Source organism: Thalassotalea hakodatensis (genome assembly GCF_030295995.1).
In the GTDB taxonomy this organism is placed as follows: Bacteria; Pseudomonadota; Gammaproteobacteria; order Enterobacterales; family Alteromonadaceae; genus Thalassotalea_C; species Thalassotalea_C hakodatensis.
The window spans coordinates 2,271,693-2,297,843 of record NZ_AP027365.1; the positions used below are offsets into that span (position 1 = coordinate 2,271,693).

The following is a 26,151-nucleotide window of genomic DNA, read 5'->3' on the forward strand; positions in this document are numbered from 1 at the left end:
TGCGGGGATTTTTTATCTTTTTTTATTTCGTTGGATCACAATTTAAACTAAGTAGCATTAACTCTCGTAGCGCGACTGAAAATTTTGCAAACTCGTGAGTTTGCCCAATTCTGAAATCGTCAAGAATGTGTTGCCAGCGAGATAATGGTTGCTCATAAGCATCAAACCAAGAATCTAACAAAGCTTCAACATCTTCACATTTTTCATCAGTACGTAAAATAACACCCGTTAAAGCACGTTGCTGCCAATCTAGCTCTTCTCTAAATGAAGCTCGAGCTAGTGCTTGCCAATGGTTTGAAACTGGCTGTTTATTAATTTGATCTAAGAACCAATGTAAATCTAAACGCGCACCTAATTTAAAGTATAAGTGAGAAATTAAGCTAATTGGTCTGCCGTCTTGTTCAATCAAATCAGCTAAGTCCATCGCAGAGAATAACGTACTTAATTGCGATACTCTTCGAGCGACATTTTTAGGTGCTCCAGCATTGACCAAGTCGTTTTCAACACGTTTTAACATCTCAACTTCATCTTCAATTAAGAAGTCATTTAAATTTTCTGACATGACATCAAACGTAGAACGGAAAAATTTAATTGTTTGAGCAATATCCATTGATTTATTGCGGTGACGTAAAAACCATCTGGTTGCACGACGTACTGTTCTTCTTAACTGAAAAAGCATTTCAGTTTGGACCATGGTAGAGATCTTATTATCTAAATTACCAATTTGTTCCCAATAAGAAGAAAGCTCAAACACTTCACTGGCCATCGTATAACAATTTGCAATTTCAGCAACAGATGCACCCGTTTCATCACTCATACGGTGAACAAAATTAAAGCCCATGTCGTTACCGATATTATTCGCTAAATTAGTCGCAATGATTTCAGCGCGTAATGGATGCTCTTGCATTTGTTCACGATATTTATCTTGTAAATCATCAGGAAATGCTTCAATTAATAAACGATCATGATACGGGTTTTCAGTGATCTCAGGACAAACAAGATCTTCTTTTAACACCATTTTACTATAGGCAAGTAACACTGAAAGCTCTGGTCTTGTTAACCCTTTACCTTGTGCTAAACGATCGGCAATTTCTTCGTCATTTGGAATAAACTCTAATGAGCGGTTTAATTTGCCTGTACGTTCCAGTGCATTAATAAAACGAGATTGTTCTTTAAGTTGTGTAGAACCTCTCATTTCGGTAATTGAGATTGAATGTGTTTGACGGTAACAGTCTTTAATAACAAGGTCAGATACATCATCAGTCATATCAAATAGCAATTGATTACGTTGCTTTAATGTTAAATCACCGTTTTGTACTAAACCATTTAATAAGATTTTAATGTTAACTTCGTTATCTGAACAATCAACACCACCGACATTATCGACAGAGTCAGTGTTAATACGGCCACCATTAGCAGCATATTCAATTCGACCAAGTTGGGTTAAACCAAGGTTACCACCCTCTCCTACTACTTTAGCGCGTAGTTCATTACCATCTACACGTAAGCCATCATTTGCACGATCACCTACTTCAATGTGAGACTCTTTACTTCCCTTAACATAGGTACCAATGCCACCATTCCATAATAAATCTACTTTCATTTTTAAAATGGTTTGGATCAACTCAATAGGCGACATACTCTGCTTTTGAGTACCTATCATTTTCTTAATTTGTGGCGTTAGCTTTATCGATTTAGCAGAGCGATTGAAAATCCCCCCACCTTCTGAAATAAGTTTCTTATTGTAATCTTCCCAAGTGCAACCTGGTAAATTAAATAATCTTTCACGCTCTTTATATGAACTTGCCGCATCAGGTGACGGATCTATAAAGATATGCATATGGTTGAAGGCCGCTTGTAATCGAATATGCTTAGAAAGCAACATACCATTACCAAACACATCACCAGCCATATCTCCTACACCAATGACGGTAAAATCTGTTGTTTGACAGTCAATATCCATTTCACGGAAATGACGTTTAACAGATTCCCACGCGCCTCTAGCGGTAATGCCCATGCCTTTATGGTCGTAACCAACACTGCCACCTGAAGCGAAAGCATCCCCCATCCAAAAGTTATATTCTTCTGAAATACCGTTAGCAATGTCAGAAAATGTTGCTGTGCCTTTATCAGCGGCAACAACTAAATACGGGTCATCTTCGTCATGACGTACAACATTCGATGGAGGAATGACTTCCCCTTGAATAATATTATCGGTAATGTCTAATAAGCCGCGGATAAAGGTGCGGTAACATTCCTTACCAGCTTCAAATATTTCATTTCGATCACCTGTAGGGAGTTGTTTACAAACAAAACCACCTTTTGCACCCACGGGAACTATGACAGTATTTTTAACTTGCTGTGCTTTCACTAAGCCCAGCACTTCGGTACGGAAATCTTCACGTCTGTCTGACCAACGTAAGCCACCACGCGCTACTTTACCACCTCGTAAATGAACACCTTCTACTTGTGGAGAATATACGAATATTTCAAACGCAGGTACGGGTTGTGGTATATCTGAAATAACACTTGGTGTAATTTTAAATGAAATGTAAGGTTTTTCTTCGCCATTATCATCAGGTTGGAAGTAATTAGTTCGAATAGTCGCATTGATCATTTCAACGAAACGACGAATAATGCGGTCATCATCTAAGTTTGCAACGTTATCAAGTGATGATTCAATTTCTTCTAATAACTTAGCAATTGTTTTAGGGTTTTGTTTACCTTTAGGCTCAAAACGCAACTCGAAAAGTTTAAGCAATAGCTCGGCTATATTTGGATAACGCGCAAACGTATCTTCAATATAGTTTTGGCTAAACGTACCACCAATTTGACGTTCATACTTTGCATAGGCACGTAAAATAGAGACTTCACGACCGGCCAATTGTGCGCCTAAGATTAATCGGTTAAAACCGTCATCTTCAAGTTTACCCGTCCACACTTTTGAAAATGCATCTTGGAACAAGGTTTGTACTTTCTCTAAACTAAAAGCACCATCACCTGTTAATAACATCGAAAAGTCTAATATCCAACACATTTCACCGTCTGCTGCACGAACAGCATACGGACTTTCACCAATCACACGTAAACCAAAGTTTTCTAGCATTGGAAGCACGTCAGATAAGTGCAATGGCTCACCAGTATGGAATAGTTTTAGTTTAACAAAATTGCTGTCTGCTTTTTCTTCTTGCGGTTGGTAAAAAAGCATTTCTAACTTGTTGTTGCCTGAAACTGCTTCTAGTTTTTCAATATCAACAATTGCAGAACCTGGCAATACTTCATCTTTATATGCTTGAGGAAAACTGACATATTTGCGGCTAAGTGCTTTACCTTTTTCTTCACCTTTATGCGAATTTAAGGCATCAGCTAGTTTATCATCCCAGCTACGCGCTGCTTGATTCAAGTTATTTTCAAGTTCTTTCACGTTAATATCTGCTTTTGTTGAATTGACTCGCACAGTGTAGTGTGTTCTTGCCTGAGGTGACTCAGAGAAAAATGTTGTAAACTCTACTTCTTCATCACTATCAAAGGCTTTTTGAAGAAGTTTTTGAGTTTGCACACGTAATGCCGTGTTGTAACGTTCTCTACGCACGTAAACCATACAAGAATAAAAACGATCGAATGCATCTCTTCGAATAAACAAACCTGAATAATCACGTTCTTGCATTTGAAAAATGCCTAACACGTTTTTCAATAATTCTTCTGGGCGCGATTGTAATATTTCATCTCGTGGATATGTTTCTAAAATATTAATCAAGGTTTTATAAGCATGTGTATCTTTCGCATAACCGGAGTCTTCACATACTGCTTGTACTTTAGATTTAATTAAGGGTAGCTCCAACGCACTATTGGTATAGTATGCAGAGCCAAATAAACCAAGAAAGCGCTCTTCACCTATTACATTACCTTTTGCATCGAAGCGTTTGATACCGATGTAATCAAGCAACGCTGGGCGATGTACTCGTGAGCGAGAATTTGTTTTGGTTAAAATAAGTAAGTTATCACCTAAAGCAATTTCACGAGCAGATTCACTTAACTTTGAAAGCAGCCGTTCTTTAGTACCTTTAGAGTTTTTCATCAGGCCGAGACTAGTTTCATCATCAGCAGATAACGCCATGTCTCCTTTTAAGGATTTAACATCATAGGAACGATAACCTAATAGGGTAAAGTTGTTATCTAAAATCCATTTTAAAAACGCCAAACTTTCAGACTTTTCTTCATCTGAACAAGGTAGTTTGGCTTTTTCAGTGCGTTGAATAACATCTTTAAGTTTAGTTGTCATTGGTTGCCAGTCAGCAACTGTTATAACAATATCGTCGACAACTGATCGTAATTCATCTGCAATAGTATCAAGGTCAGATTGCTCACTTTGTCTATCAATTTCAATAAAGAAAACGGTTTCTGTCGAGGTTGCTTTAAAACGCTTATTTGAAGATGAGCTTAGCTTGGTAATATTACCGCTTTTATCTCTCACTAGCTTAATTGGATTATTAATCATCAAGTGTGGCGATAACCCTAAACGGGTAAGAGCAATACGAACAGAGTCAACCAAAAAAGGCATGTCACTGACAATAATTTCAATAATGGTATGGCTTGATTTCCAACCATTTTTAGACACTTGAGGATTAAACACCTTAATAACAGGTTTTTTATCCTTATGCCCATTCAGAGAGTTCCAAAGACTTAATGTTGCACCGTACATATCGCTATCGTTTCGATGCGCTAAATCTTTATGAGAAATATTGTTATATAACAGTTCAGCAAACTGCTCAACTAAAGGAGCGGTGTCTGCAGGAACTTTTTGCTGTATTAACTGTGCTACGTTCGAAAGTATCACTGAGGGTAAACCATCTACTAACGCCATGCCGTTTTCCTTTTGGATAAAACGTGTGAAATAATTTGTATAATTTTATATTTATGTCTATGAGCATAGACTATTTGATGAATTTTATTAATAAATTTAAGCGATTGCGAGAGATATTTTTTAATATTTACTAAGAGTTCACAAGTAAGCGTAAAGCTTTATATGCAGTGATAGTTGTTTATTCACTTGTTATAAATAGAAAATGGCCTTTCGGCCATTTTCTCGTTTATTTATGCAGTTTAATTTATATAAAAAATTTAGCTTTCTTGCCTTTTATCTCGCCACAAGAAACTCGCTATCGCGGGTAAAATAGTAATCGCGGCAAGCATGTTCACTAAAAACATAAAAGTAAGTAATATTCCCATATCCATTTGGAATTTGAGATCTGAGAAAAACCACGTTGAAACTCCAATAGCTAAAGTTACACCGGTAAATAGTACTGCGCTGCCTCTTTCTTGAAGTGCATTTAAATAGGCTTCATTAACAGTCATACCTTCTCGTAAACGAACGCTCATCGTTGACAGAATATAAATACCATAATCAACACCAATACCTACACCTAATGCAATAACCGGTAATGTTGACACCGTTAATCCGATATCTAAGACTGTCATTAACCATTGTGCGAGGGTAGAGACAATAAATAAAGGTAAAACCACCGAGATAGTTGCTCGAATACTTCTAAAGCTAATTAAACAAAGTAAAATTACCGCACCGTAGACATACATCATCATCGGCATTTGTGCAGCTTCTACCGCTTCATTAGTGGCAGCCATAACCCCTATTGGTCCGGAAGCAAGTTTAAATGTGAGTAAATCATTATTAAGTTCATCAATCGCTAATTTAGCTTGCTCTACCACACGAGTAATTGTTTCAGCCTTGTGATCTTCTAAAAATAAAATTATCGGCATTACAGAACATTCATTATTTAATAGACCAGTAGAGCTTGGAATATTAGAGAGTGCTTGGGCTATCGCGTAACGGTTAGGTGAAATAATACGCCATTTTAAGTTGCCTTCGTAATAGCCAGCATTAATCACCTTAAGTACTGAGGCTAAACTTACCGCTGACTGCACACCATTAACGTTCTCCATACGCCATTGTAAGGCATCCATCGTTTTTAACACTTCGCTATTGGTACAAGCGCTCTCTGTCGTTTCAACTAAGACCGACATGTAATCTACACTGATGGCATAACGATCGGTAATTAAAAACGTATCTTGATTATAACGAGATTCTTCATGTAGAGCCGGCGCACCTGCATGTAGTTCGCCAATTTTCAGCTGTTGTGAAAAATAAAAGCCTAATGAAAACAGTACGGCACTAATAATAAGAATAATAGTAGCAGGGCCACGCTTACTAAAACTGGCTAACCACTGCCAATTGTTATTACTGCTACTACGTTCATCTTTATCTTTAGTATTATGTTTGCTGACATCAAGGAATGAAATAACAATGGGCAACAACAATAAGTTAGTGAAAATGATTACTGCAACACCTAACGATGCAGTGATTGCAAGTTCTCGAATAATACCGATATCAATCGATAATAATGTGATAAAACCAACGGTATCAGAAAGTAATGCAGCAACCCCAGGTACCACCAAAGATTTGAAACTGAACTGAGCAGCAGCTTTCGTTGTAAACCCTTGTGCAACGCGTTTCCCTACTGCATTGATCATCTGTACCCCGTGACTAACACCAATGGCAAACACTAGAAATGGCACAAGAATAGACATGGGATCTAAGCCAAAACCTAATGTTGATAGTAGTCCCATTTGCCACACAACCGCAACAATAGAACACGCAATGGGTAACAGTGTTAACGATAGAGATCGGGAGAAAATAAATACCATGATAGCCGTGATAACAATTGCTACCGCAAAAAAGGTCACCACTCCTTTCGCACCGTCTGCAACATCACCGACCATTTTGGTAAAGCCGATAATGTGTACGGTTATATTGTCTTTTTCAAAAGGCTTTCTCACTTCATTTTCGAGCTTATTAGCTAACGCAATCGAATCAAGCTTTTCTCCTGTTTCAGGGTGATTCTCCATGAGCGTTGCTTTAACCATTGCACAACTGTAGTCGTCAGCAATAATTCGGCCTACAATGCCTGCTTTTTCTATATTGCCTTTAACAATAGCCAACCCCTCCGGCGTTGGTTGAAAGTCTGCAGGTACCACAGGACCACCAGCAAAGCCATCTTCTACAACTTCAACGAAGCGCGTGCTAGGAGAAAACAGTGATTGAACTTGAGTGCGATTCACCCCAGGAATAAAAAACAGTTGATCATGAACGCCTTTGAGGGCAGTAAAAAACTCTTGGTTAAAAATATCACCGTCTTTGTGGCACACCGAAATTAGGACATTATTCGCACCACCAAAATTTTCTCGATGCTTGAGATAGGTCTGCATGTATTCATGATTTAACGGGATATTTTTCGTGAATGCAGCATCTAATTTAATTTGTGAGGCTTGCACAATAAGAAACGCCGTGATCATCGCAAAAAGCGCTAATACTACACCACGTTTTCTAAATATAACGACTTCAATGCGATTGATAAGCGAATCTACATTCATATTATTTAGATACCTGTATTAATTTAATCCCAACTTCAGAAGCTACGATCAACTCATTATTAAACATAATTCCTGCTAGCATTGCTTTACCATCTATTTGAGCATTATTAGTAAAGCTTACACCATCGTCTTGGCTTTCAAGTAAAACTCCGTTATTACCTAAAATATAGATGGTATTTTCTTCAGTAAGCACTATGTCATTAAGTAACGCTGTTTCACCTGACTTGGTATATTGCCACGGTGCGCCATTTTGTTGTGTTCTAAAAATATTTCCCCGCAAGCCAACAGATAATAAATTACCTTGTTGTGTGCGAATTATATCGTAAAAAGAGCCTTGATAAATTTTCTCTAGTCGCTGCCAGGTTTTACCGAAATCATTGCTTTTAGCCATTAATCCCAATTCACCAACTAAATACGTGGTACGACCGTCAAGATATATACGATTAAAGTGCGGTAAAATATTTGCGCGCTCATCTAAATACGCTTGTTCATCTTCTTGCTTTAATTCGTTGAGGTATTCTTTATCTTCATCGGGTAGTAAAGAAATATGGTATTCACGTTGCCATGATTTACCCGCGTTAGTCGTTCGGTAAAATAATCCATAAGAACCAATCGCGACACCTTCTTGTTCATTTTTAAATACCACATCCATTAACGGCTTTTGTTGACCGGGTAAATATTGTTGAATTTTCCAGCTTTTACCACCATCTGCAGTATGTAAAATAACGCTGTCATGACCTACTGCCCAACCGATAGATTGATTAACCATAACAACAGCTGTTAATGTTGACTGCACAGGTGATGGAACTTGTTGCAAATTATCAATAGAGTCACCGCGGATAATATGCCCACGGTCACCTACTGCGACAAAAAATTCATTATCAACAGCCGTAATATCTAACAACAGTTTGTCAGCTGCCATTGATGACATAATGGCCGGTTTAGGGACTTGCTCACTATGAGCTACAACAGATAACAACAAGAAAACTGTCACCAAAATTTTTATCATGAAAAACCTTTAACCCTTGTTACAAAAAAGGCTGGCATTAAGCCAGCCGTTTATTACTAGATAAATATCTTATCTATTCTCAATGCGTAATGCTCTAGATCTAAACTTCGACTTTCTAAGTTTAGCTGAAAAGTCATACATTTTGTGCTCATTATCTAAACCAATAGCAATATAGCGTTTAGATTGTAAATCATGGAACACATCTAAAGTTGACCAGTGCGTTGGTACTTCGTAGTAATTAATACCATGTGCCATACCAACACGATACATTTCATCACGATCATCATAGATATCAGTGACTGCAATTTGCCAGCTATCTTCATCGATAAAGAAAACACGTTTCTTATAGATATGACGAGTATTCTCTTTAAGGTTAGCTTCAACTACCCAAACACGATGCTTTTCATAACGAACATATTCTGGGTTTATATGACCTGCTTGAACAATTTGTTCGTAAGTTAATTCATCACTATGCAAACGATAATCGTTGTATGGGATCAACAGTTCTTGTTTACCTTTTAGTGTCCAAGTGTAGCGATTTGGCGCACCGTTAAACATATCAAAATCATCTGTTGTTCTTAAACCATCTGAAGCTGTACCTGGGGCATCGTATGCAACTGTTGGCGCTTTTTGTTCACGACCAATACCTTTGTTATAAATCCATGCTTGACGTTCAGTTTTAATTTGATCCATGGTTTCGTGTACAAGTAATGCCGTACCCACTCTCGAATCTGGCTCAGTTACTTTTTGCTTAAACATGAACAAAATATTACTTTCTTCTAGCTTCTCAGGAGAGGCACCTTTTACACCATAAGGGATCATCAACTGTTCATCAAAGCCAATATAGGTGTAATCGCCTGAAGATGTAGGCATAACCTGTCCACCTTCGCGTGTTAAGGCTTCACCGCGATAGCGCAAAATATGATTCCAAATAGCTTCTAAGCCATTTGCAGGAATTGGAAATGGAATACCAACGGCTGCTTGGGTAATGCCATTACCTTGTTGGATCAGCTCACTTCTTGCAGCATTTTTTAACGTTTCATCATAAACGTGTTGCGGGTAAGATGCGGTACGGCGAGTTTGATATACGTTCATTTTGAATGTACTAGGATAGGTTTCAAATAATTTAATTTGACCTGGCGTTAATACGTTTTTATATTTCTCTAAGTTTTCTGCAGTTACTGTATAAAGCACTTTATCTTGCGGAAATGGGTCAAGATGATGCATACCTGGTTCATAACCTGCTGGAGGTGCTGTAATACCGCCTTTCCATGCTGGAATACTTCCATCAGCATTTGCACCGCGAACAGCACCAAATGGTGTTAATTCATTCGATAGTTTTTTTACTTGTTGTTCATCAACTTTAGCTTGCGCTCCAGTGGCAAATGCAAAGCTAACAGCAAGAGATAATAAAGTTATCTTTTTCATCTAATTTTGCCCTTATAAAGAATATTTAACATTGAAAGAAACGTAATCTCGATCTTCCATCTTATTTGTGGTTCCTACACCGCCCCAAAAGCCGTTATAGGAAATGTTAGCAGACCAGCGACTTTGGTAATCAAACGTGATACCTGCGCTAATTGATTTTCTATCTTCAACAAACAAGAACAATGGATCAGGGGTTATACCACTGACATCATGCGAAAACACAATTCTAGGTGATACATTTACACCAGCAAATACATTGTTGTAATCTAGCTTGGTAACAATGCGGTAACCCCAAGCAAAATCATCAGGAAATGGATTAGTTTCAATACCATTTTGTAGTGCAACTTCTAAGCCTTCTTTACCTTCAATACCACCATTTCGAGCTGTACCAGGGCCATTTAAACGAAGTTCATCTTCACTTGGCATATCATGTATATGGATACCGCCCACTTCTAATAACGAAGTAAACTGATCAGCGCCTAATGAAGGACCCCAGAACTTAGACAGCACTAATTGCGCTTGTGTGGTATCTGCAAGGATAAAACCATTGGCTTTTTGGCCTGGTTCAAATACAGGCATTTGCGAAACACCATCGAGCTCAGGGCGATAACTAATTGAGTCAGGATGTGCTAATTGCTGTGGCATCGCTGCGAAAAGTAATTCAACATCGTCTATTTGTAATGGTTCATCTTGGCGATGAGACATTTCACCAGCAATGGCAAACCCTGAATATGACGTGTTGAAACTTAAACCATAAAGCTTAATGTCTTCAGGGTAATCTAATTGAACCTTTGAAAATGCGTGTAAGTCAGCATAGTTATCTTCGGTAATAGTCGTTTGACTTAATGTCGCAAGATCTTGCATCACGGCTTCTGTCGTGAAATTAGCGGTAATACCACTAAAAACTGGGCGTCGACTATGATAATTAATGTGATATAAGCTTAATTCAGTATCACCAAATTCAGGTAAGAACCAAGACAAACGAAGACCATATTGTCCGCCATCTTCAGGGGCATTAATACCTTTATCACCAGGCCCTTTTAAGGTGATTTTTGTTGGATAAGCAAGGTAACCTGCACTTGCTGCTGCAATTAATGCCGGATCACCTGATTTGAGCATACCGCCAATTTCATTCAAACCTGCAATAACATAATCTAGATCCATATCTGGGTTACCAGTAAAACCTAGTTGTACATTATTATAATGCCCACCGTCACCGGCAAAATCATTGGTAGAGAAGTAAGTGCCTGGCGCAGGTAAAATGGTTTCTTCCCATGCATATTGGTAGAACATTTCAACACTAAAATCTTCTGTAACGCCTAATGAGCCCCAAACAGCCCCAAACGGAATAAATGCTTCTGTCAGTTCAGCGCCAGGTGCCTTCACACGCGAGATATCAATCGGGTTAATTTCACTAATACCGTGTGAAATAAGAAGACCTTCACCCCAACCGATAGTTTGCTGACCAATACGTAATGAAAAAGGCATTTCCCCGATGTCATAATTACCAAAGAAATAAGCGTGTAATAATCTTACGTCTTGGCACACTTGTTCTTTTGCTTTGCTGTCACGGCAAGGATCATTACGATTCCCCGATACGGGGCTAGTCCACGGACGATCACCATCTGACATTTCGAAATCGTAGAAATACATACCGCGTAGAAAAACACCCCAGTTGTCTTTCTTTATTTCTAATTCGTGCGTACCTTTGAATAACTGAGAAAACATCTCTCCAGCATCATAGTTCAAATTACCTAAATCGCCATTATTTGAATAGCTACCCTGGCCTTGCCAGATAGTATTTGAACTTGGTGTAGGATTTAAAATAGGATGGTAGTTAGAAAAATCTAAACCATTTTTTAGATTATTTGAAATACCTACATTATCACGCCAGTTACGATCTTCAACACGCCAACTTGCACCTACAGAAAATTTAGAGGTAAATCGAATGTCAAAATCCCCTAATTCAAAATTAGCTGCAGACGATTGACTAGCAATAGACGATAAGATCGCTGCAGTAATTCCAACCGCCAGCGGCTTTTTATAAAAGCGTTTTAAAGGGCTTCGTTTCATTTTTTTCTCCCCAGACTCGAAACGGCATTATTATTGTTTTTATGTAAATTCTTTATGTTTGAGTGTTAACGTAAATTTATTATAGGTCAACATTTCACAATTGATGATAAAAATTCACTTCATTCAAGAGTGTAGTATAAAACAATAATTGCATCATTTTATCACCGAGGCAAGTGTAAAAGTGGTGAATAATTGCCTTAATTTTAAAGACTTGTATACATCTCAACCACATTTACATGCACATGTTTTAAACAAGCGTTTAAAACACAAAACTTAAAGCTAAACTTTTTGTTACAACCAATGACTTTTACAAGGTTATGATATTTTTGTGATGCTTCAATGAAACATCCGATGGTCAGACCACATGTTTAAAGCAATAACTCTATTTAGTCATTTTTTTTAACGAAACAAACTTATTATTTTCTGTTTGTAAGCAAAAATACCCTTCTACCCCTGAACTTGTTAAAAAAGATCTTAAATGCATAGCGGGAAACTGTACGCGTTTCCCGGTTGATGAACTAACAATAATATCTTTCACTTTCCCTTGATAATAAGGTAAGTATTCATGAGTAGAAAGGTTGATATAAAAATAGTACGTTTGCATTATAAGTTCACGGAATCCAATTTTTCTTGTAAATCACGTGATAAATTTTCGATTGAGGCAATATCCTTTAATGCTTCACGCATCATCGTTTTATGCTTATCATTAAAACGTTTGTATTGAATTAAGGGTGTGAGTAACCTTGAGGCAACTTGCGGATTGATTTCATTCAAACGTTTAATATGTTTAGCAAGAAACTCATATCCTTTACCGTCAGCTTGGTGAAAATGCTTCGGGTTTTTTTGACTAAACACACCAATAAGCGATCTTGCTCTGTTTGGGTTACTCATCGAAAATAACGGATGTTGCTCCATTGTTGTTAACACATCGAACATATTTTCACGGTCTGCTCGCGCCTGTAAGCTGAACCATTTATCCATCACTAGCGTAGTATCTTGCCATTTATCGTGAAAATCTTGCATTAATTTATCAAAAGTAGAAATAGCGTGCTTACTCGCAGACCCAAGGCTCGCTAAAGTATCTGTCATGTTATCAGACTGTTGATATTGCTCTGTCAACAATGGCTGATAATCATCAAGCATACTTAAATAATATAAACATTGATTTTTAAGAGAACGTTTCGCGGTTGCTGTACCGTGATTTTCATAAGGTTGTCCAGTGAAATTTTGATATTGTTCAAGTAATGAATCTTGCAAACTCCGTGCTAAATGAGTTTCTACCTGCTCAATGGCTACAATGACTTTTTGTGGGTCTATTTGCTCTAGGTATGCAGTAATCACATCAAACGAAGGCAAAGTTAACGAAGCTGCTTTTAAGGCAGGGTCTAACGTTGATGCTAGTAATTGCTGATACGTTAAAATTATACTATTAGGTAACTCATAGGTTGGATCGTCTATTAAACGAGTGATGAACCTTATCAACAACGTTTGCCCAGCATCCCATCGAGTAAAGTCATCAACGGCATTACTCATGATGAACATTAACTCATCATCAGGTTGTTCAAATTCTACTTTGACTGGCGCAGAAAAATTAGATAAAAATCCAACCACAGGTTTGTTCTGATAGCCATCAAAATGCCAGGTACCCTTTTCTTCAGTTAATCCTAAGAGGTGTGACTGACTTCCTTTTTCGTTTAGTAACTCAATTCGAATGGGAATATGCAAATGATGTTTTGTTTGCTGTGTGCTGGTTGGTTGATTGACTTGTTTTACTGTTAACGATAATTGGCCAGTATTTTGATTAAATGATTCAGTTACTTGTAGTACCGGTGTGCCTGACTGACTATACCAATATTTAAATTGTGTTAAATCTATCCCCGATGCATCTGCCATTGCATCAACAAAATCATCACAAGTGACCGCCATTCCATCAAAGCGGCTAAAGTATAAATCCATGCCATTTCGAAAATGCTCCTCTCCTAATAAGGTGTGTATCATTCTGATCACCTCAGCACCTTTTTCGTATACTGTCATGGTATAAAAGTTGTTCATTTCTACAACTTTTTCCGGTCGTATGGGGTGTGCCATCGGGCTTTCGTCTTCTGGGAACTGTAACGCACGCAGATGACTTACATTATCAATGCGTGTTACCGATGCAGAATTCATATCTGCACTAAATTGCTGATCACGAAAGACAGTTAAGCCTTCTTTTAAGCTTAATTGAAACCAATCACGGCAAGTAACACGGTTACCTGTCCAGTTATGAAAATATTCATGCGCAATCACCGCTTCAATATTAAAGTAGTCAGTGTCAGTCGCACTTTCATGATCAGCTAAAACAAACTTGCTATTAAAGATATTTAACCCTTTGTTTTCCATCGCTCCCATATTGAAAAAATCTACCGCGACGATCATATATATATCTAAGTCATATTCAAGGCCAAAGGTTTGTTCATCCCAGCGCATAGAATGTTTTAAAGAGGTCATTGCATGGCTTGCTTTGTTGGCATTGCCTTTATCAACAAAAATTTCAAGTGCCACTTCTTTACCTGAGTTTGTGGTAAAGCTATCAGCAACAAGATCAAAATCACCAGCAACTAGTGCGAATAAATAACAGGGCTTAGGAAAAGGATCATGCCAAACAACAAAATGTTTATTGCCCTTTTCTCCTTGCTCAACTTTATTACCATTGGATAATAAATAAGGGTATTTAGTTTGTTCTGCAATCACCGTAGTGGTAAACGTTGACATAATATCAGGGCGATCTAAATAATACGTGATCCGTCTAAACCCTTCGGCTTCACATTGCGTACAAAAGGCATCACCTGATTTATATAGCCCTTCTAACGCGGTGTTATTTGCGGGATCAATCTGTGTATCAATTGATAGTACAAATTCCGTTAATTGTGGAGCAATTGTAATACGTAAACCAGATTCAGTGATTTGATAGTCTTTTGCAGGTACAGGTTGTTGATTAATCTTGATTGCTTTTAGGGTAAGGTGCTCACCATCTAGCATTAAATAGGTTGCATGCTGGTCAATACGTTCAATATGCATCACATTAGACACAAGAGATTGATGATCATCTAAATCAAACGTTAAATCTGTTTGGTTTATGGTAAAACTACTGGGACTATAATCCGCGAGAATGCGCGCTTGAGCGGAAGCCATAAAATTTCCTTTATTTTGCTGTAAATGAAAAAGCCTGTTAATTCAGTAAAATTAACAGGCTCATCTTTGTAGCTGCTAATCGTTATTCATCAGTTATTCTTTTAATTTTAAATTCAAAATAACCATATGCAATAGCAATGAATGGATTAATTAAATTAAAGAAACAATACATGATAAATTCATAATTGGTCAGGGCTAGTGTCGCAAACATAAAAGCACCACAAGTATTCCACGGAATTAACGGGGAAGTGATTGTGCCAGAATCTTCTAAAGTACGGCTTAACACTAATGGCGAAAGTCCCCTGCGCTGGTATTCTTCTTTATACATTCTACCGGGCATGACAATCGCGATGTATTGATCTGATGTGATCAGGTTAGTTCCTATACAGGTTGCTACTGTACTTGCAATTAAACTACCTGTTGATTTTACCGCAGATAAAATAGACTCAACAAACTTGCGTAACATGCCTAAATGCTCGAGAACAGCACCAAAACTTAGTGCACAGATAACAAGCCATATTGTATTCAGCATACTTGACATACCACCACGACTAAGTAGCTGATCCACTTCATCATTACCGGTATTTAATACAATACCATCGAAAAACGCAGTCCAAATAACCGTAATATTTGCTGTGCTTACCGAGGTGTCATTACCAGCAATTGTTTGAATAAGTTCTTGTTGGAAAACTAAAGCCCAAATACCACCAATTAAAGCACCAATACCAACAGCAGGAAAAGCTGGTAATTTTTTATAAGCTAACGCTAATAGCACAAATAACGGAATTAAATTGAGGGGGGAAATATGATAAGTTGATTGCAGCGTTTCAGTTAATAATTGAATATTTTCTGCAGTACCTGCTTCTACCGATGAATGATTGAAGCCTATGATTAAAAATAAAATAAGTGCGATGGAAATTGAAGGAATAGTCGTCCATAACATATATTTAATATGGGCAAATAACTCACTGCCTGCCACTGCTGGTGCTAAATTTGTTGTTTCAGAAAGCGGTGATAACTTATCACCAAAATATGCACCAGAAATCACCGCACCAGCGGTAACCGCAGTCGATAGTTCAAAGCCACCCGCAATCCCAATAAAAGCAACACCTACAGTAGCCGCTGTTGTCCAAGAACTACCAATACTCATGGCTACAATGCCACAAACAATACAGGCGGCGGCATAAAACCAGCTAGGATCAATAATTTGTAAGCCATAATAAATTAATGTCGGTACGGTGCCTGACAATAACCAAGTACCTATGAGAGCACCAACGGCAAGTAAAATTAATACCGCACCAAGGGAAACAGATATCCCTTTAACGATAGCTTCTTCCATAGATTTCCAAGTATGGCCATTGCGTAAACCAATGATAATGGCAACCCCCATACTGATCATCAAAGCAATTTGGTTTGGTCCATACGAAGAGTTATCTGAAAAATAGGTTACCGCAGCAGAAAGTAATATAACGAGCACTACGATTGGAATAAATGAATCAAGCATTGAGGGTGCTTTAGGTGGATTTTGATTTGTCATAAAATGTCTTTTTAATACTTAATTATAGTTATAAGTTAGCAAGCATAACATGCCGTGCCTTAAGACATTGTGCAAGTAATTTGTGCTGAAAAGCAGTGAGAATGCGATATTTTTCTTACTGTTGCTCAATTGTTGTACATTGAGGAGGTTACATATAAGAAAGCCGCCTAAATGGCGGCTTTCTTATACTCAGTCTTTACTGTTATTTTTTGCTACTTTTCCCAATGAGACAAAATCAAAGGTGATGCGTGCAGTTTCCTCTAACAATGGATCTAACTCTTCGAGCTCTTCAGGTAAATCATCTAAATTTTCTACTTTTTCAAGACCTAGTGCCACTAAACGTTCATTAGTTCTTGTCAGTTGTTTCGCCTTTCTTTCATCACGTTTAGCTTCACGTTTAGCTAAATTTAATGACACGGTTTTGTCGTCTTTTTCTGCTTGATATCGTGCAATGTCTTCTAACAGATAATTGAACTCTCGATTAGATTTCACGCGTTCTTGATACAACGACGTTAAATATTCAACATCAGTTGAAACATCCGTTAATGATTTGAAGTTAGCTTTAGGTACCATATCCCACGGTAATGCATTTTCCTCTTTGCTTTCACCCCAATCTTCTGGGTCAATCGCAGTGGGAAATGCAATATCAGGCACTACACCTTTATGTTGCGTACTACCACCATTGATGCGGTAAAACTTAGCAATCGTGTACTGTATACTGCCATAAGGGTTTTCATTAATATCATAAATTCTAGCAATGGGTCTGTGCTGTTGAACAGTCCCTTTACCAAAAGTCTGCTCACCAATAATAACCCCACGACCATAATCTTGAATTGCCGCAGAAAAAATTTCTGATGCGGATGCACTATAACGGTCAACCATAACGGTTAATGGCCCGTCATAGTATGTAACACCATCTTTATCACTATTGATAGAAATACGATTTGCACCATCTCGAATTTGCACTACCGGACCACGATCAATAAATAACCCGGTCAACAATGTTGATTCGGTTAACGAACCACCACCATTGCCACGTAAATCAATAATAATCCCTTCTACGTTCTCGGCATTCAGTTTATCAATTTCTTTTTTCACATGTGCAGAAAGGCCATTGTAAAAACTAGGTATATCTATCACACCCAACTTTTTACTATTCTCATCACCCGGCTTTTCGTAGATTACTTTTGATTTCGCTGCCCTGTCTTCCAAGACAATTTTATCACGAACAATTGATACAACTTTAATACTTGATTCATCAACTGCTTGACCAGGCAAAACCTGCAATCGAACTTTCGTCCCTTTAGGACCTTTAATTAAATCAACCACATCGTCTAGTCGCCAACCAATCACATCTTCAAACTTTTCATCACCCTGTGAAACACCAACAATGCGATCTTTCGGTTTTAATTGGTTCGATTTATCCGCCGGTCCACCGCTAACAACACTCTGAATAACGGTATAATCTTCTTCTGCTCGAAGCACTGCACCTATCCCTTCTAAAGATAGGTTCATTTCCATTTGAAAACGCTCTGCATTTCTCGGAGATAAATACGATGTGTGAGGTTCAACTACACGCGCAAAGCTGTTCATCACTAATTGGAAAACATCTTCGCTTTCGCTTTGTTTTAAGCGTTTAATCGCGTAGTTATATCGCTTCGTTAAAATTTCTTTAACTTTATCCCACTCTTTACCTGTTAATGTTAAATTTAGCGCATCATACTTTACTTTTTGACGCCACAATTCATTAAGCTCGTCTTCAGACGTTGGCCACTCTGCGTCTTCGCGGTCAAAAGTATAGGTTTCATCTTTAGTGAAATCGAAAGGTGTTTCCAATAGGCTTAACGCAAATTGATAACGTTCAAGCCTACGTTGTAAGTTAACATTAAAGATATGATACGGAATATCTAATTTTCCACGAGCAACAACCGTGTCAAAATCATCTTTATGTTGTTCAAATTCAGTGATATCACTGGCAAGAAAAACATTTCGACCATAATCAAGTTGCTTTAAATAACGATCAAAAATTTGTTCAGACAAATCATCGTTAATTTTTACTGGCTTATAATGTGAACGCGAAAACTTAGCAGCAATTCTTTTGCTGGAGACAGCATGCTGACTCTCTGGCGCTAAAATAGGCAGAGAAGTCTCTTGGTCATTAGAGAATGCGAAAAGATTAACGCTAGAAAACGTTAATGATATGGCAAGTGCGGTACGACAAATTTTTAGCATGCTTGCTACTCCAAATTATTCAATGTATATGTTCTTAACCTGTGTTTTGACAACCATTCCTGAACTTAGTTGCACCGAAATATCATTGCCTGAAATTTCAGTAATTACTGCGTCCATCGGTGCATTACCTAGTTGAACTTTAACGGCTTTGCCAACGTTTACTGCGCTAGCATCGACAGGTTTAAGTTTAGCCGCTGGTTTAGATTGCGCACGTTTAGATGCACTAACAGTTTTATATTTTGCTTTATCTTTAGCATTTGATTTTGCGTGAGAACCCTTATTTTCAGGCGTCTTACCTTTATAAGGCTTTTTCTTTTGACTGTCTTTAGGATTTTTGTTACCAAATTTTTCTTGGCTTTCTTTTAATGATTTTGCGGCATGATCAGCTTGCTCTTGATCAATCTCAGCAACCTCGTTTCCATCAATATCAATGCGTTGAGCACCAACTTTGATAGCCTTTAAGTAGCGCCAACTACTTGTATAATGTCTTAAGGCTTGTCGTAACCGTGTTTTACTCACGATTTCATCACCTTCAAGCCGTGCAGCTAACTCTTGAAATACACCTATTTTTAAAGGTTTTGCTGGGCCTTCAACCGAAAAGCATGCAGGAAATTTTTCCGCTAAATGCGCGATAATTTCTTTCGCACTTGTGCGTTTGTTTTCTTTTTCTGCCGGCTGTTCTGTAACCGCTTCAGTTTCTGTTTTCGTTTCCATAATAACTACTTAATTAATAAATTTATTCGTCGTTTAAATACTGTTCACGATTCATTAGTAAATGTTGACACCAATCACTGATGTCATCAAGTGTTAACTCTGCTAATGCCTCTTGCCCAATCCAATGTTGCCAAACTAGCTCTAAAAGCTCGCTTAATTCTGCTGGATCAATATCTTCCTCAGCGTAATCATATAACGTATGATAAAGCTGATTTATGTTTTCTGTTGCTTGTTCTTCATTGCCGTCCCAGTCACCAACGACTTCTTCAGAAACAAGGTAATCATGTATTACAACAAGCTCTTTCATAATGCTTGTTGCTCTAAATACAAGGTTTGTTCAAACACTTTCACTAAGCTTTCCAGCCCTTGTTGATCTTCTACATCAAACCTATCATTAATTGGGCTATCTATATCTAATACCGCGATAACTTTTTCTTGATGATAGACAGGAATAACAATTTCTGAATTACTTGCTGCATCACAGGCAATATGCCCACTAAATTGATGTACATCAGCAATTCGTTGTGTTTTTCCTTCACTTGCAGCCGTACCGCAAACACCTTTACCGAGAGGAATACGTATGCACGCCACTTTCCCTTGGAAAGGACCTAGCACTAATTCATCTTCGATTGAACGATAAAAACCTACCCAATTAACATCAGGTAGGTATTCAAACAATAATGCACTGATATTAGCCATATTAGCTACCATATCATGTTCGGTGCTTATTAACGCTGAAACTTGTAGCTTCAGTTGTTGATAAAGTTCGATTTTTGACATTCTAACACGTCAGCCTTTAAAATTGGCATAACATACCTTGATAAAGGCTGAAATTAAAGCTTTATGTGCGAGCCAGCCCAAATAAACCTTATTTCTACAAAATTATTTGAAATGTTATCGCAACTTGTGCAGAAACTGAACGTTCTGTAGCTTGAGAGTTAAAACCGGCTTTAGATTCCATCGCTGCCATACGATACACTGAAGGTGCATGATAACCAGTCTCCTTAATTGACATAACTTTTCCTACCGATACACCAAGTTGCTTAGCAATATTCCTTGCTTTAGCTTTTGCATTATCAATAGCTTGTAATAATGCACGTTGGTAAAGTGCATCAGGATCACTAAAACCTAGCTGTATGGGGGAAATATTACTGACACCTATTTTTACCAAGTGTTCTAAAACACTGTCGTATTGCTCAAGCGAATTTAGTTTTACAGAAATAGTACGGGCAACATCAAAAAGTCTTATTTTTTGTACTTTCTTTTCTTGCTTTTGTAACGGAAATTTTACTGTATTATTGTGACTAGCGCGGTGTTCTAATTCAGCGTTTTCTATCATAACTTCTGGTTTTTCAAAAATAGGATACATACGTAACATTGACGAATCAATGTGAGACTCGGACACCCCTTGCTTGATAAACATGCTGACGACCTGTTCACTTTTTTTATCAACAATTTGCTTTACTTTGCTAGCGGCGATGCCACGTTCTTTAATACTAATTGTTAAGGAAAATTGATCCGGCTGAGCTTTCACTTCTGCTTTGCCTATTACTTCTATGCCTTCATCTGCGCTTACAGCACTAGACAAAACGAGACTTATAATTACACACGTTTTTATCAATAATTTCATATTACTTTCCTTTCTTTGATTCTAGATTAACTTTGTCTAAAAACTCGACTTTTTGCTCAGTAGATGCTTTTTTCCACCAATAATGAAGCATTTCAAGCGGCATCTTATCGGTAAATTGATGAATGGAATCTGAATGGCTTTTTTCTGTAACTTGTTGAGGTAGCTTTTCATCCTGCTGACTTATCAGGCGTGTAGATTTATCATGTATTGTTAAATTAAATTGATTGCTTTGTTGTGATTTGTAATCTTTAACATCGTATAATGTGTGATTGATGTTTCGCTGGTTTCGATCAACTAAAAGAATGGTTGGCTTCTTTGCGTAGGCTCTTACCTGTGTTTCAGAGTTAAACTCTGGTACAAGCAGTGTTAAGTCTTTTGCTGTTTTAAGCGTGAAAATAATCACGAATGGCTTAGAGTAAATGATGGTATGGTCGTCGTTTTCAACATCCTCAACCAATTCTTTAAATTGTAAGTGCAATTCATTTAGACCAATACTAATAGCGTATGAAGTACTTCGGTCAAAAAAACTTGCAGTATATTGCGTATCGTTAACTTGCAATACTTTAATATTCGCCGGTATTTTTATTTCACTTGCAATGGCATGTACCGACACAAAGTACAAAAAAGTCAAATTAACAATGAAATTCTTAACCATAATCAATTCCTTTGAATAAAACTAACCCTAGCAAATAACCTAAGGTAAGTAATAGACCTTAAGTAAATTCAAGACAACAACACTGACTTTATCAGTGTTGTTGTCTAGTTTACAGAAGTCAAAGCCAATAACTGTAATCAAAAGTAACAACAGTTAAGCCCTGTTGATCTTTTCCGTTTATTGGTATTTAGACAAGGCATTGCGATTAATCTGTGGTTATTCCACATGAAAAAGCAATAACGACGTATAAATGACAAAAAACGCTGCTCTTTGGGTTCAACTAAAGCGCTGAAAAGTCATGCAGGTGTATTTCCGTTAAAAGCTATCAGCAGGTATTCGTACCCAACCTTCCATTAGCACGCGTGCACTCCTACTCATAGTCACTTTTTCAACTAACCACTTATCGTTAATATATCGCGCACTTGCACCTACTTTTAACGTACCCGACGGGTGGCCGAAATTAACACTTTCTCGTTCACCACCACCTGCGGCTATATTGACAACGGTCCCGGGAATTGCTGCAGCTGTACCAATAGCAACAGCCGCTGTCCCCATCATAGCATGGTGTAACTTCCCCATTGATAACGCACGCACATTTAAATCGATGTCATCGGCTTGGATCTGTTTTCCACTAGATGCTTGGTAACTTACTGGCTTGCCAACAAAAGCAACTTTAGGTGTGTGTTGTCTACTTTGCGCCTCTGCTACCGTTTTGATCAAACCCATTTTTATCGCACCATAAGCACGTATAGTCTCAAAATAGCGAAGGACTACTTCACTACCATTAATATCACCTTGTAGCTCTGTACCAAGATAACCAATATCTTCAGCATGAAGGAAGATTGTTGGAATACCCGCATTAATCATAGTCGCTTTAAATGTGCCTATACCCGGCACTTCCAAATCATCAATAATATTACCGGTAGGAAACATTGCGTCATTAGGATCAACCGGAGAAAGAAATTCTACTGGTACTTCAGCTGCGGGAAAAGTAACGCCATCCAAGGCAAAGCCTCCAGTTTCTTGCACCTGTCCATTATTAATGGGAACCTTAGAAATTATTGTTTTAGCAATGTTTTTCTGCCAAATTCTCACTGTACAAAAACCATTGTCTGGAATATTACGTTGATCTACTAGTCCAGACGTTATAGCAAACGCACCAACGGCAGCCGTTAAATTACCGCAGTTTCCAGACCAATCAACGAACGGTTTATCAATAGCAACTTGACCGAATAAATAATCAACATCGTGATCTTTTTCTTCTGATTTAGACAATATCACTGCTTTGCTAGTACTTGACGTTGCACCACCCATTCCATCTGTATGTTTGCCATAAGGATCTGGGCTTCCCATCACACGCAGTAATAACTTATCACGCGCAGTTCCTGCTTTTTGACATGCTTTTGGAAGATCGGACATATTAAAAAATACACCTTTAGATGTTCCACCCCGCATATAGGTCGCGGGTATTTTAATTTGTGCTGCAAAAGACATTTTAATTTCCTTAACTAAAACGTTACTACCTTACATCAATTTATATCTACAGTCGTAAGGTGATTATTATGGTTAAAAAAGGCGACATAAGCCGCCTAACAGTAATGTGGCATATCACCTATTACACTTTTGACTCTAAAAAATCAGTAGCAAATTTTTGTAAAACGCCGCCGGCACGATGCACAGTAACCTCTTCGCCTGTATCTAGACGACACTTAACAGGTATTTCAACTTTTTCACCGTTTGCCCTTACCATAATAACCTTCATATGGCCGCCAGCGGAGGTTTGACCAACCACATCAAACGTTTCGCTACCATCAATGTCATAGGTATTACGTGTATCACCGTTAATAAATTCAAGTGGTAGTACTCCCATACCAATTAAATTGGTACGATGTATACGCTCAAACCCTTCAGCAATAATTACCTCAACACCGGCGAGACGAACACCTTTTGCAGCCCAGTCACGTGAAGAGCCTTGGCCATAGTCAGCGCCGGCCACAATGATCAGCGGTTGCTTCCGTTCCATATAAGTTTCTATCGCTTCCCACATGCGACTTTGAGTTCCTTCAGGTTCTATACGCGCTAAAGAACCTTGAATAACATCACCGTTTTCATCTCGTACCATTTCATTAAAGAGTTTAGGGTTGGCAAATGTTGCACGCTGTGCCGTTAAATGGTCACCGCGGTGTGTAGCATATGAGTTAAAATCTTCTTCTGGCAACCCCATTTTGTCCAAATATGCACCAGCTGCACTGTCTAACATAATAGCATTAGATGGCGACAAATGATCAGTGGTGATATTGTCACCTAGTACCGCAAGCGGCCGCATATTTTTCATTGTTCGTTCACCAGCAAGCGCCCCTTCCCAATAGGGTGGACGCCTAATATAGGTAGACTTTTCGCGCCAGTCATAAAGAGGACTTTCAGCAGGCTCAAATGCGCCTAAATCAAACATTGGCGTATATATTTTTTTGAACTGCTCAGGTTTTACACAGCGTTTAACAATGTCATCAATCTCTTCATCACTTGGCCATAAATCTTTCAAGGTAATGTTATTACCTGCTTGATCTTTGCCTAATATATCTTGCTCAATATCAAAGCGCATAGTGCCTGCAATAGCATACGCTACTACTAAAGGAGGAGAAGCTAGAAATGCTTGCTTAGCATATGGATGAATACGACCATCAAAATTTCGATTACCTGACAGCACCGCTGTTGCATATAAATCTTTATCAATGATCTCTTGTTGAATATCAGGATCTAATGCGCCTGACATACCATTACAAGTCGTACAAGCATAAGCAACAATACCAAAGCCTAATTTTTCTAATTCAGATAGTAGTCCTGCTTCCTCCAAATATAACTTCGCCACTTTAGAACCAGGAGCAAAAGAGCTTTTTACCCATGGTTTACGTACTAAACCAAGTTCATTAGCACGTTTTGCGACTAAACCAGCAGCAACCACATTCCTTGGGTTAGACGTATTTGTACAAGAAGTAATTGCAGCGATAATTACAGCGCCATCCGGCATTTCACCTTTTGCCTCTTGTGCTTGGCAATCGGTTAAATTTTTTGCAATATCTTTCGATACAAGCTCAGAAGTCGCCAAACGACGATGTGGATTTGATGGCCCTGCCATGTTACGGCCCACGGACGATAAATCAAAGGTTAATACACGTTCATAATGTACACCTATTAAATCATCTGCCCATAAACCCGTATGCTTTGCATAGGCTTCAACAAGTTCGACTTGTTCTGGCTCGCGACCTGTAATTTTAAGGTAATCGATAGTTTGCTCATCAATATAGAACATACCGGCTGAAGCACCATACTCAGGCGTCATATTAGAAATAGTTGCACGATCCCCAATGGATAAACTACGAGCGCCTTCACCGAAAAACTCAAGGTAGGTGCCTACCACTTTTTCATTACGTAAAAATTCAGTAATAGCCAAAACAATATCAGTCGCAGTAATACCGGGTTGTCTTTGTCCAACTAATTCAACTCCAACGATGTTCGGTAAACGCATCATAGATGGGCGTCCTAGCATCACAGTTTCCGCCTCTAGGCCGCCAACACCAATGGCAATAACGCCTAAAGCATCTACGTGAGGAGTATGAGAATCTGTACCTACGCAAGTATCAGGAAAAGCCACACCGTCTCGCAGCTGTATAACAGGTGACATCTTTTCAAGATTAATTTGATGCATGATGCCGTTACCTGCTGGAATAACATCAACATTTTTAAACGCTGTTTTCGTCCATTCGATAAAATGAAAGCGATCTTCATTTCGTCTATCTTCAATAGCACGATTTTTTTCAAAAGCGTCAGGATCAAAACCCGCGGCTTCTACCGCTAATGAGTGATCAACAATAAGTTGAGTTGGTACCACTGGATTTACTTTTGCTGGGTCACCGCCTTGCTCTGCAATAGCATCACGTAGACCGGCTAAATCAACTAATGCGGTTTGACCTAATATATCGTGACAAACAACACGAGCAGGATACCAAGGGAAGTCTAAATCACGTTTTCCATCGATAATCTGTTTTAAAGCATCCTGCAAGGTACTTGGGTCACATTTACGTACAAGTTGCTCGGCAAGAACGCGCGATGTATAAGGCAGCTTGGCGTAACTACCCGGTGTTATCGCCTCTATTGCAGCGCGAGTATCGTAAAAATCAATAGGCATCCCTGCCATTTTGAAATTAGGTAATGGTTTGCGATATTCATAGTTCATAACGTAGTCCACAAAAAGTGAA

Annotated in this window: 16 protein-coding genes; all 16 read right to left on the minus strand. The window is 38.3% G+C overall.

The features are described from left to right. Positions 1-22 precede the first annotated feature (22 nt). A complete protein-coding gene (locus QUE72_RS09960; RefSeq protein WP_286268769.1) occupies positions 23-4,864 on the minus strand; it encodes an NAD-glutamate dehydrogenase in 4,842 nt (1,613 codons plus the stop codon). A 257-nt stretch (positions 4,865-5,121) separates the two neighbouring features. Continuing rightward, positions 5,122-7,446, minus strand: a complete 2,325-nt coding sequence (locus tag QUE72_RS09965; RefSeq protein WP_286268770.1) for an efflux RND transporter permease subunit — start codon at positions 7,444-7,446, stop codon at positions 5,122-5,124. A 1-nt stretch (position 7,447) separates the two neighbouring features. After that, complete coding sequence (locus tag QUE72_RS09970) at positions 7,448-8,455, minus strand: YCF48-related protein (RefSeq protein WP_286268771.1); 1,008 nt, start codon at positions 8,453-8,455, stop codon at positions 7,448-7,450. A gap of 69 nt (positions 8,456-8,524) precedes the next feature. After that, entirely contained in the window at positions 8,525-9,883 is a 1,359-nt protein-coding gene (locus QUE72_RS09975) for a DUF1329 domain-containing protein (protein ID WP_286268772.1), read from the minus strand. Positions 9,884-9,895: 12 nt separating this feature from the next. Next, on the minus strand, positions 9,896-11,956 hold the full coding sequence (locus QUE72_RS09980; protein ID WP_286268773.1) for a DUF1302 domain-containing protein: 2,061 nt from the start codon (positions 11,954-11,956) through the stop codon (positions 9,896-9,898). A 382-nt stretch (positions 11,957-12,338) separates the two neighbouring features. After that, complete coding sequence (locus QUE72_RS09985) at positions 12,339-12,560, minus strand: DUF2835 domain-containing protein (protein WP_286268774.1); 222 nt, start codon at positions 12,558-12,560, stop codon at positions 12,339-12,341. Then, positions 12,560-15,127: an aminopeptidase N gene (pepN, locus tag QUE72_RS09990; protein ID WP_286268775.1), complete on the minus strand. Its 2,568-nt coding sequence runs from the start codon at positions 15,125-15,127 to the stop codon at positions 12,560-12,562. The genes QUE72_RS09985 and pepN overlap by 1 nt, the downstream gene beginning before the upstream one ends. 82 nt (positions 15,128-15,209) lie before the next feature. Further along, positions 15,210-16,664, minus strand: a complete 1,455-nt coding sequence (nhaC, locus tag QUE72_RS09995; protein ID WP_074499337.1) for a Na+/H+ antiporter NhaC — start codon at positions 16,662-16,664, stop codon at positions 15,210-15,212. Between the two features lie 189 nt (positions 16,665-16,853). Continuing rightward, positions 16,854-18,896: a carboxy terminal-processing peptidase gene (gene prc, locus QUE72_RS10000; RefSeq protein ID WP_286268776.1), complete on the minus strand. Its 2,043-nt coding sequence runs from the start codon at positions 18,894-18,896 to the stop codon at positions 16,854-16,856. A 15-nt stretch (positions 18,897-18,911) separates the two neighbouring features. Then, positions 18,912-19,610: an RNA chaperone ProQ gene (proQ, locus tag QUE72_RS10005; RefSeq protein ID WP_074499335.1), complete on the minus strand. Its 699-nt coding sequence runs from the start codon at positions 19,608-19,610 to the stop codon at positions 18,912-18,914. A 22-nt stretch (positions 19,611-19,632) separates the two neighbouring features. Next, positions 19,633-19,917 (minus strand): hypothetical protein, encoded by a 285-nt coding sequence (locus QUE72_RS10010; protein WP_074499334.1) that lies wholly within the window; start codon positions 19,915-19,917, stop codon positions 19,633-19,635. Continuing rightward, a complete protein-coding gene (locus QUE72_RS10015; RefSeq protein ID WP_074499333.1) occupies positions 19,914-20,390 on the minus strand; it encodes a GAF domain-containing protein in 477 nt (158 codons plus the stop codon). Before QUE72_RS10015 ends, QUE72_RS10010 begins: the two co-directional genes overlap by 4 nt. Positions 20,391-20,484: 94 nt before the next feature. Next, positions 20,485-21,240 carry an SIMPL domain-containing protein gene (locus QUE72_RS10020; protein WP_074499332.1) on the minus strand — a complete coding sequence of 252 codons (756 nt, stop codon included), beginning with the start codon at positions 21,238-21,240 and terminating at the stop codon, positions 20,485-20,487. Between the two features lies 1 nt (position 21,241). Further along, complete coding sequence (locus QUE72_RS10025) at positions 21,242-21,895, minus strand: DUF2057 family protein (protein ID WP_286268778.1); 654 nt, start codon at positions 21,893-21,895, stop codon at positions 21,242-21,244. 315 nt (positions 21,896-22,210) lie between these two features. After that, positions 22,211-23,389 carry a 2-methylaconitate cis-trans isomerase PrpF gene (gene prpF / locus QUE72_RS10030; RefSeq protein WP_074499330.1) on the minus strand — a complete coding sequence of 393 codons (1,179 nt, stop codon included), beginning with the start codon at positions 23,387-23,389 and terminating at the stop codon, positions 22,211-22,213. 121 nt (positions 23,390-23,510) lie between these two features. Then, positions 23,511-26,129 carry a Fe/S-dependent 2-methylisocitrate dehydratase AcnD gene (acnD, locus tag QUE72_RS10035; RefSeq protein WP_074499389.1) on the minus strand — a complete coding sequence of 873 codons (2,619 nt, stop codon included), beginning with the start codon at positions 26,127-26,129 and terminating at the stop codon, positions 23,511-23,513. Positions 26,130-26,151: the final 22 nt, after the last annotated feature.

Excerpts from the sequence above, each read along its gene's own strand:
- QUE72_RS09960 (WP_286268769.1), bottom strand. The coding sequence starts at position 4,864 with ATGGCGTTAGTAGATGGTTTACCCTCAGTGATACTTTCGAACGTAGCA.
- QUE72_RS09965 (WP_286268770.1), bottom strand. The coding sequence starts at position 7,446 with ATGAATGTAGATTCGCTTATCAATCGCATTGAAGTCGTTATATTTAGA.
- QUE72_RS09970 (WP_286268771.1), bottom strand. The coding sequence starts at position 8,455 with ATGATAAAAATTTTGGTGACAGTTTTCTTGTTGTTATCTGTTGTAGCT.
- QUE72_RS09975 (WP_286268772.1), bottom strand. The coding sequence starts at position 9,883 with ATGAAAAAGATAACTTTATTATCTCTTGCTGTTAGCTTTGCATTTGCC.
- QUE72_RS09980 (WP_286268773.1), bottom strand. The coding sequence starts at position 11,956 with ATGAAACGAAGCCCTTTAAAACGCTTTTATAAAAAGCCGCTGGCGGTT.
- QUE72_RS09985 (WP_286268774.1), bottom strand. The coding sequence starts at position 12,560 with ATGCAAACGTACTATTTTTATATCAACCTTTCTACTCATGAATACTTA.
- pepN (WP_286268775.1), bottom strand. The coding sequence starts at position 15,127 with ATGGCTTCCGCTCAAGCGCGCATTCTCGCGGATTATAGTCCCAGTAGT.
- nhaC (WP_074499337.1), bottom strand. The coding sequence starts at position 16,664 with ATGACAAATCAAAATCCACCTAAAGCACCCTCAATGCTTGATTCATTT.
- prc (WP_286268776.1), bottom strand. The coding sequence starts at position 18,896 with ATGCTAAAAATTTGTCGTACCGCACTTGCCATATCATTAACGTTTTCT.
- proQ (WP_074499335.1), bottom strand. The coding sequence starts at position 19,610 with ATGGAAACGAAAACAGAAACTGAAGCGGTTACAGAACAGCCGGCAGAA.
- QUE72_RS10010 (WP_074499334.1), bottom strand. The coding sequence starts at position 19,917 with ATGAAAGAGCTTGTTGTAATACATGATTACCTTGTTTCTGAAGAAGTC.
- QUE72_RS10015 (WP_074499333.1), bottom strand. The coding sequence starts at position 20,390 with ATGTCAAAAATCGAACTTTATCAACAACTGAAGCTACAAGTTTCAGCG.
- QUE72_RS10020 (WP_074499332.1), bottom strand. The coding sequence starts at position 21,240 with ATGAAATTATTGATAAAAACGTGTGTAATTATAAGTCTCGTTTTGTCT.
- QUE72_RS10025 (WP_286268778.1), bottom strand. The coding sequence starts at position 21,895 with ATGGTTAAGAATTTCATTGTTAATTTGACTTTTTTGTACTTTGTGTCG.
- prpF (WP_074499330.1), bottom strand. The coding sequence starts at position 23,389 with ATGTCTTTTGCAGCACAAATTAAAATACCCGCGACCTATATGCGGGGT.
- acnD (WP_074499389.1), bottom strand. The coding sequence starts at position 26,129 with ATGAACTATGAATATCGCAAACCATTACCTAATTTCAAAATGGCAGGG.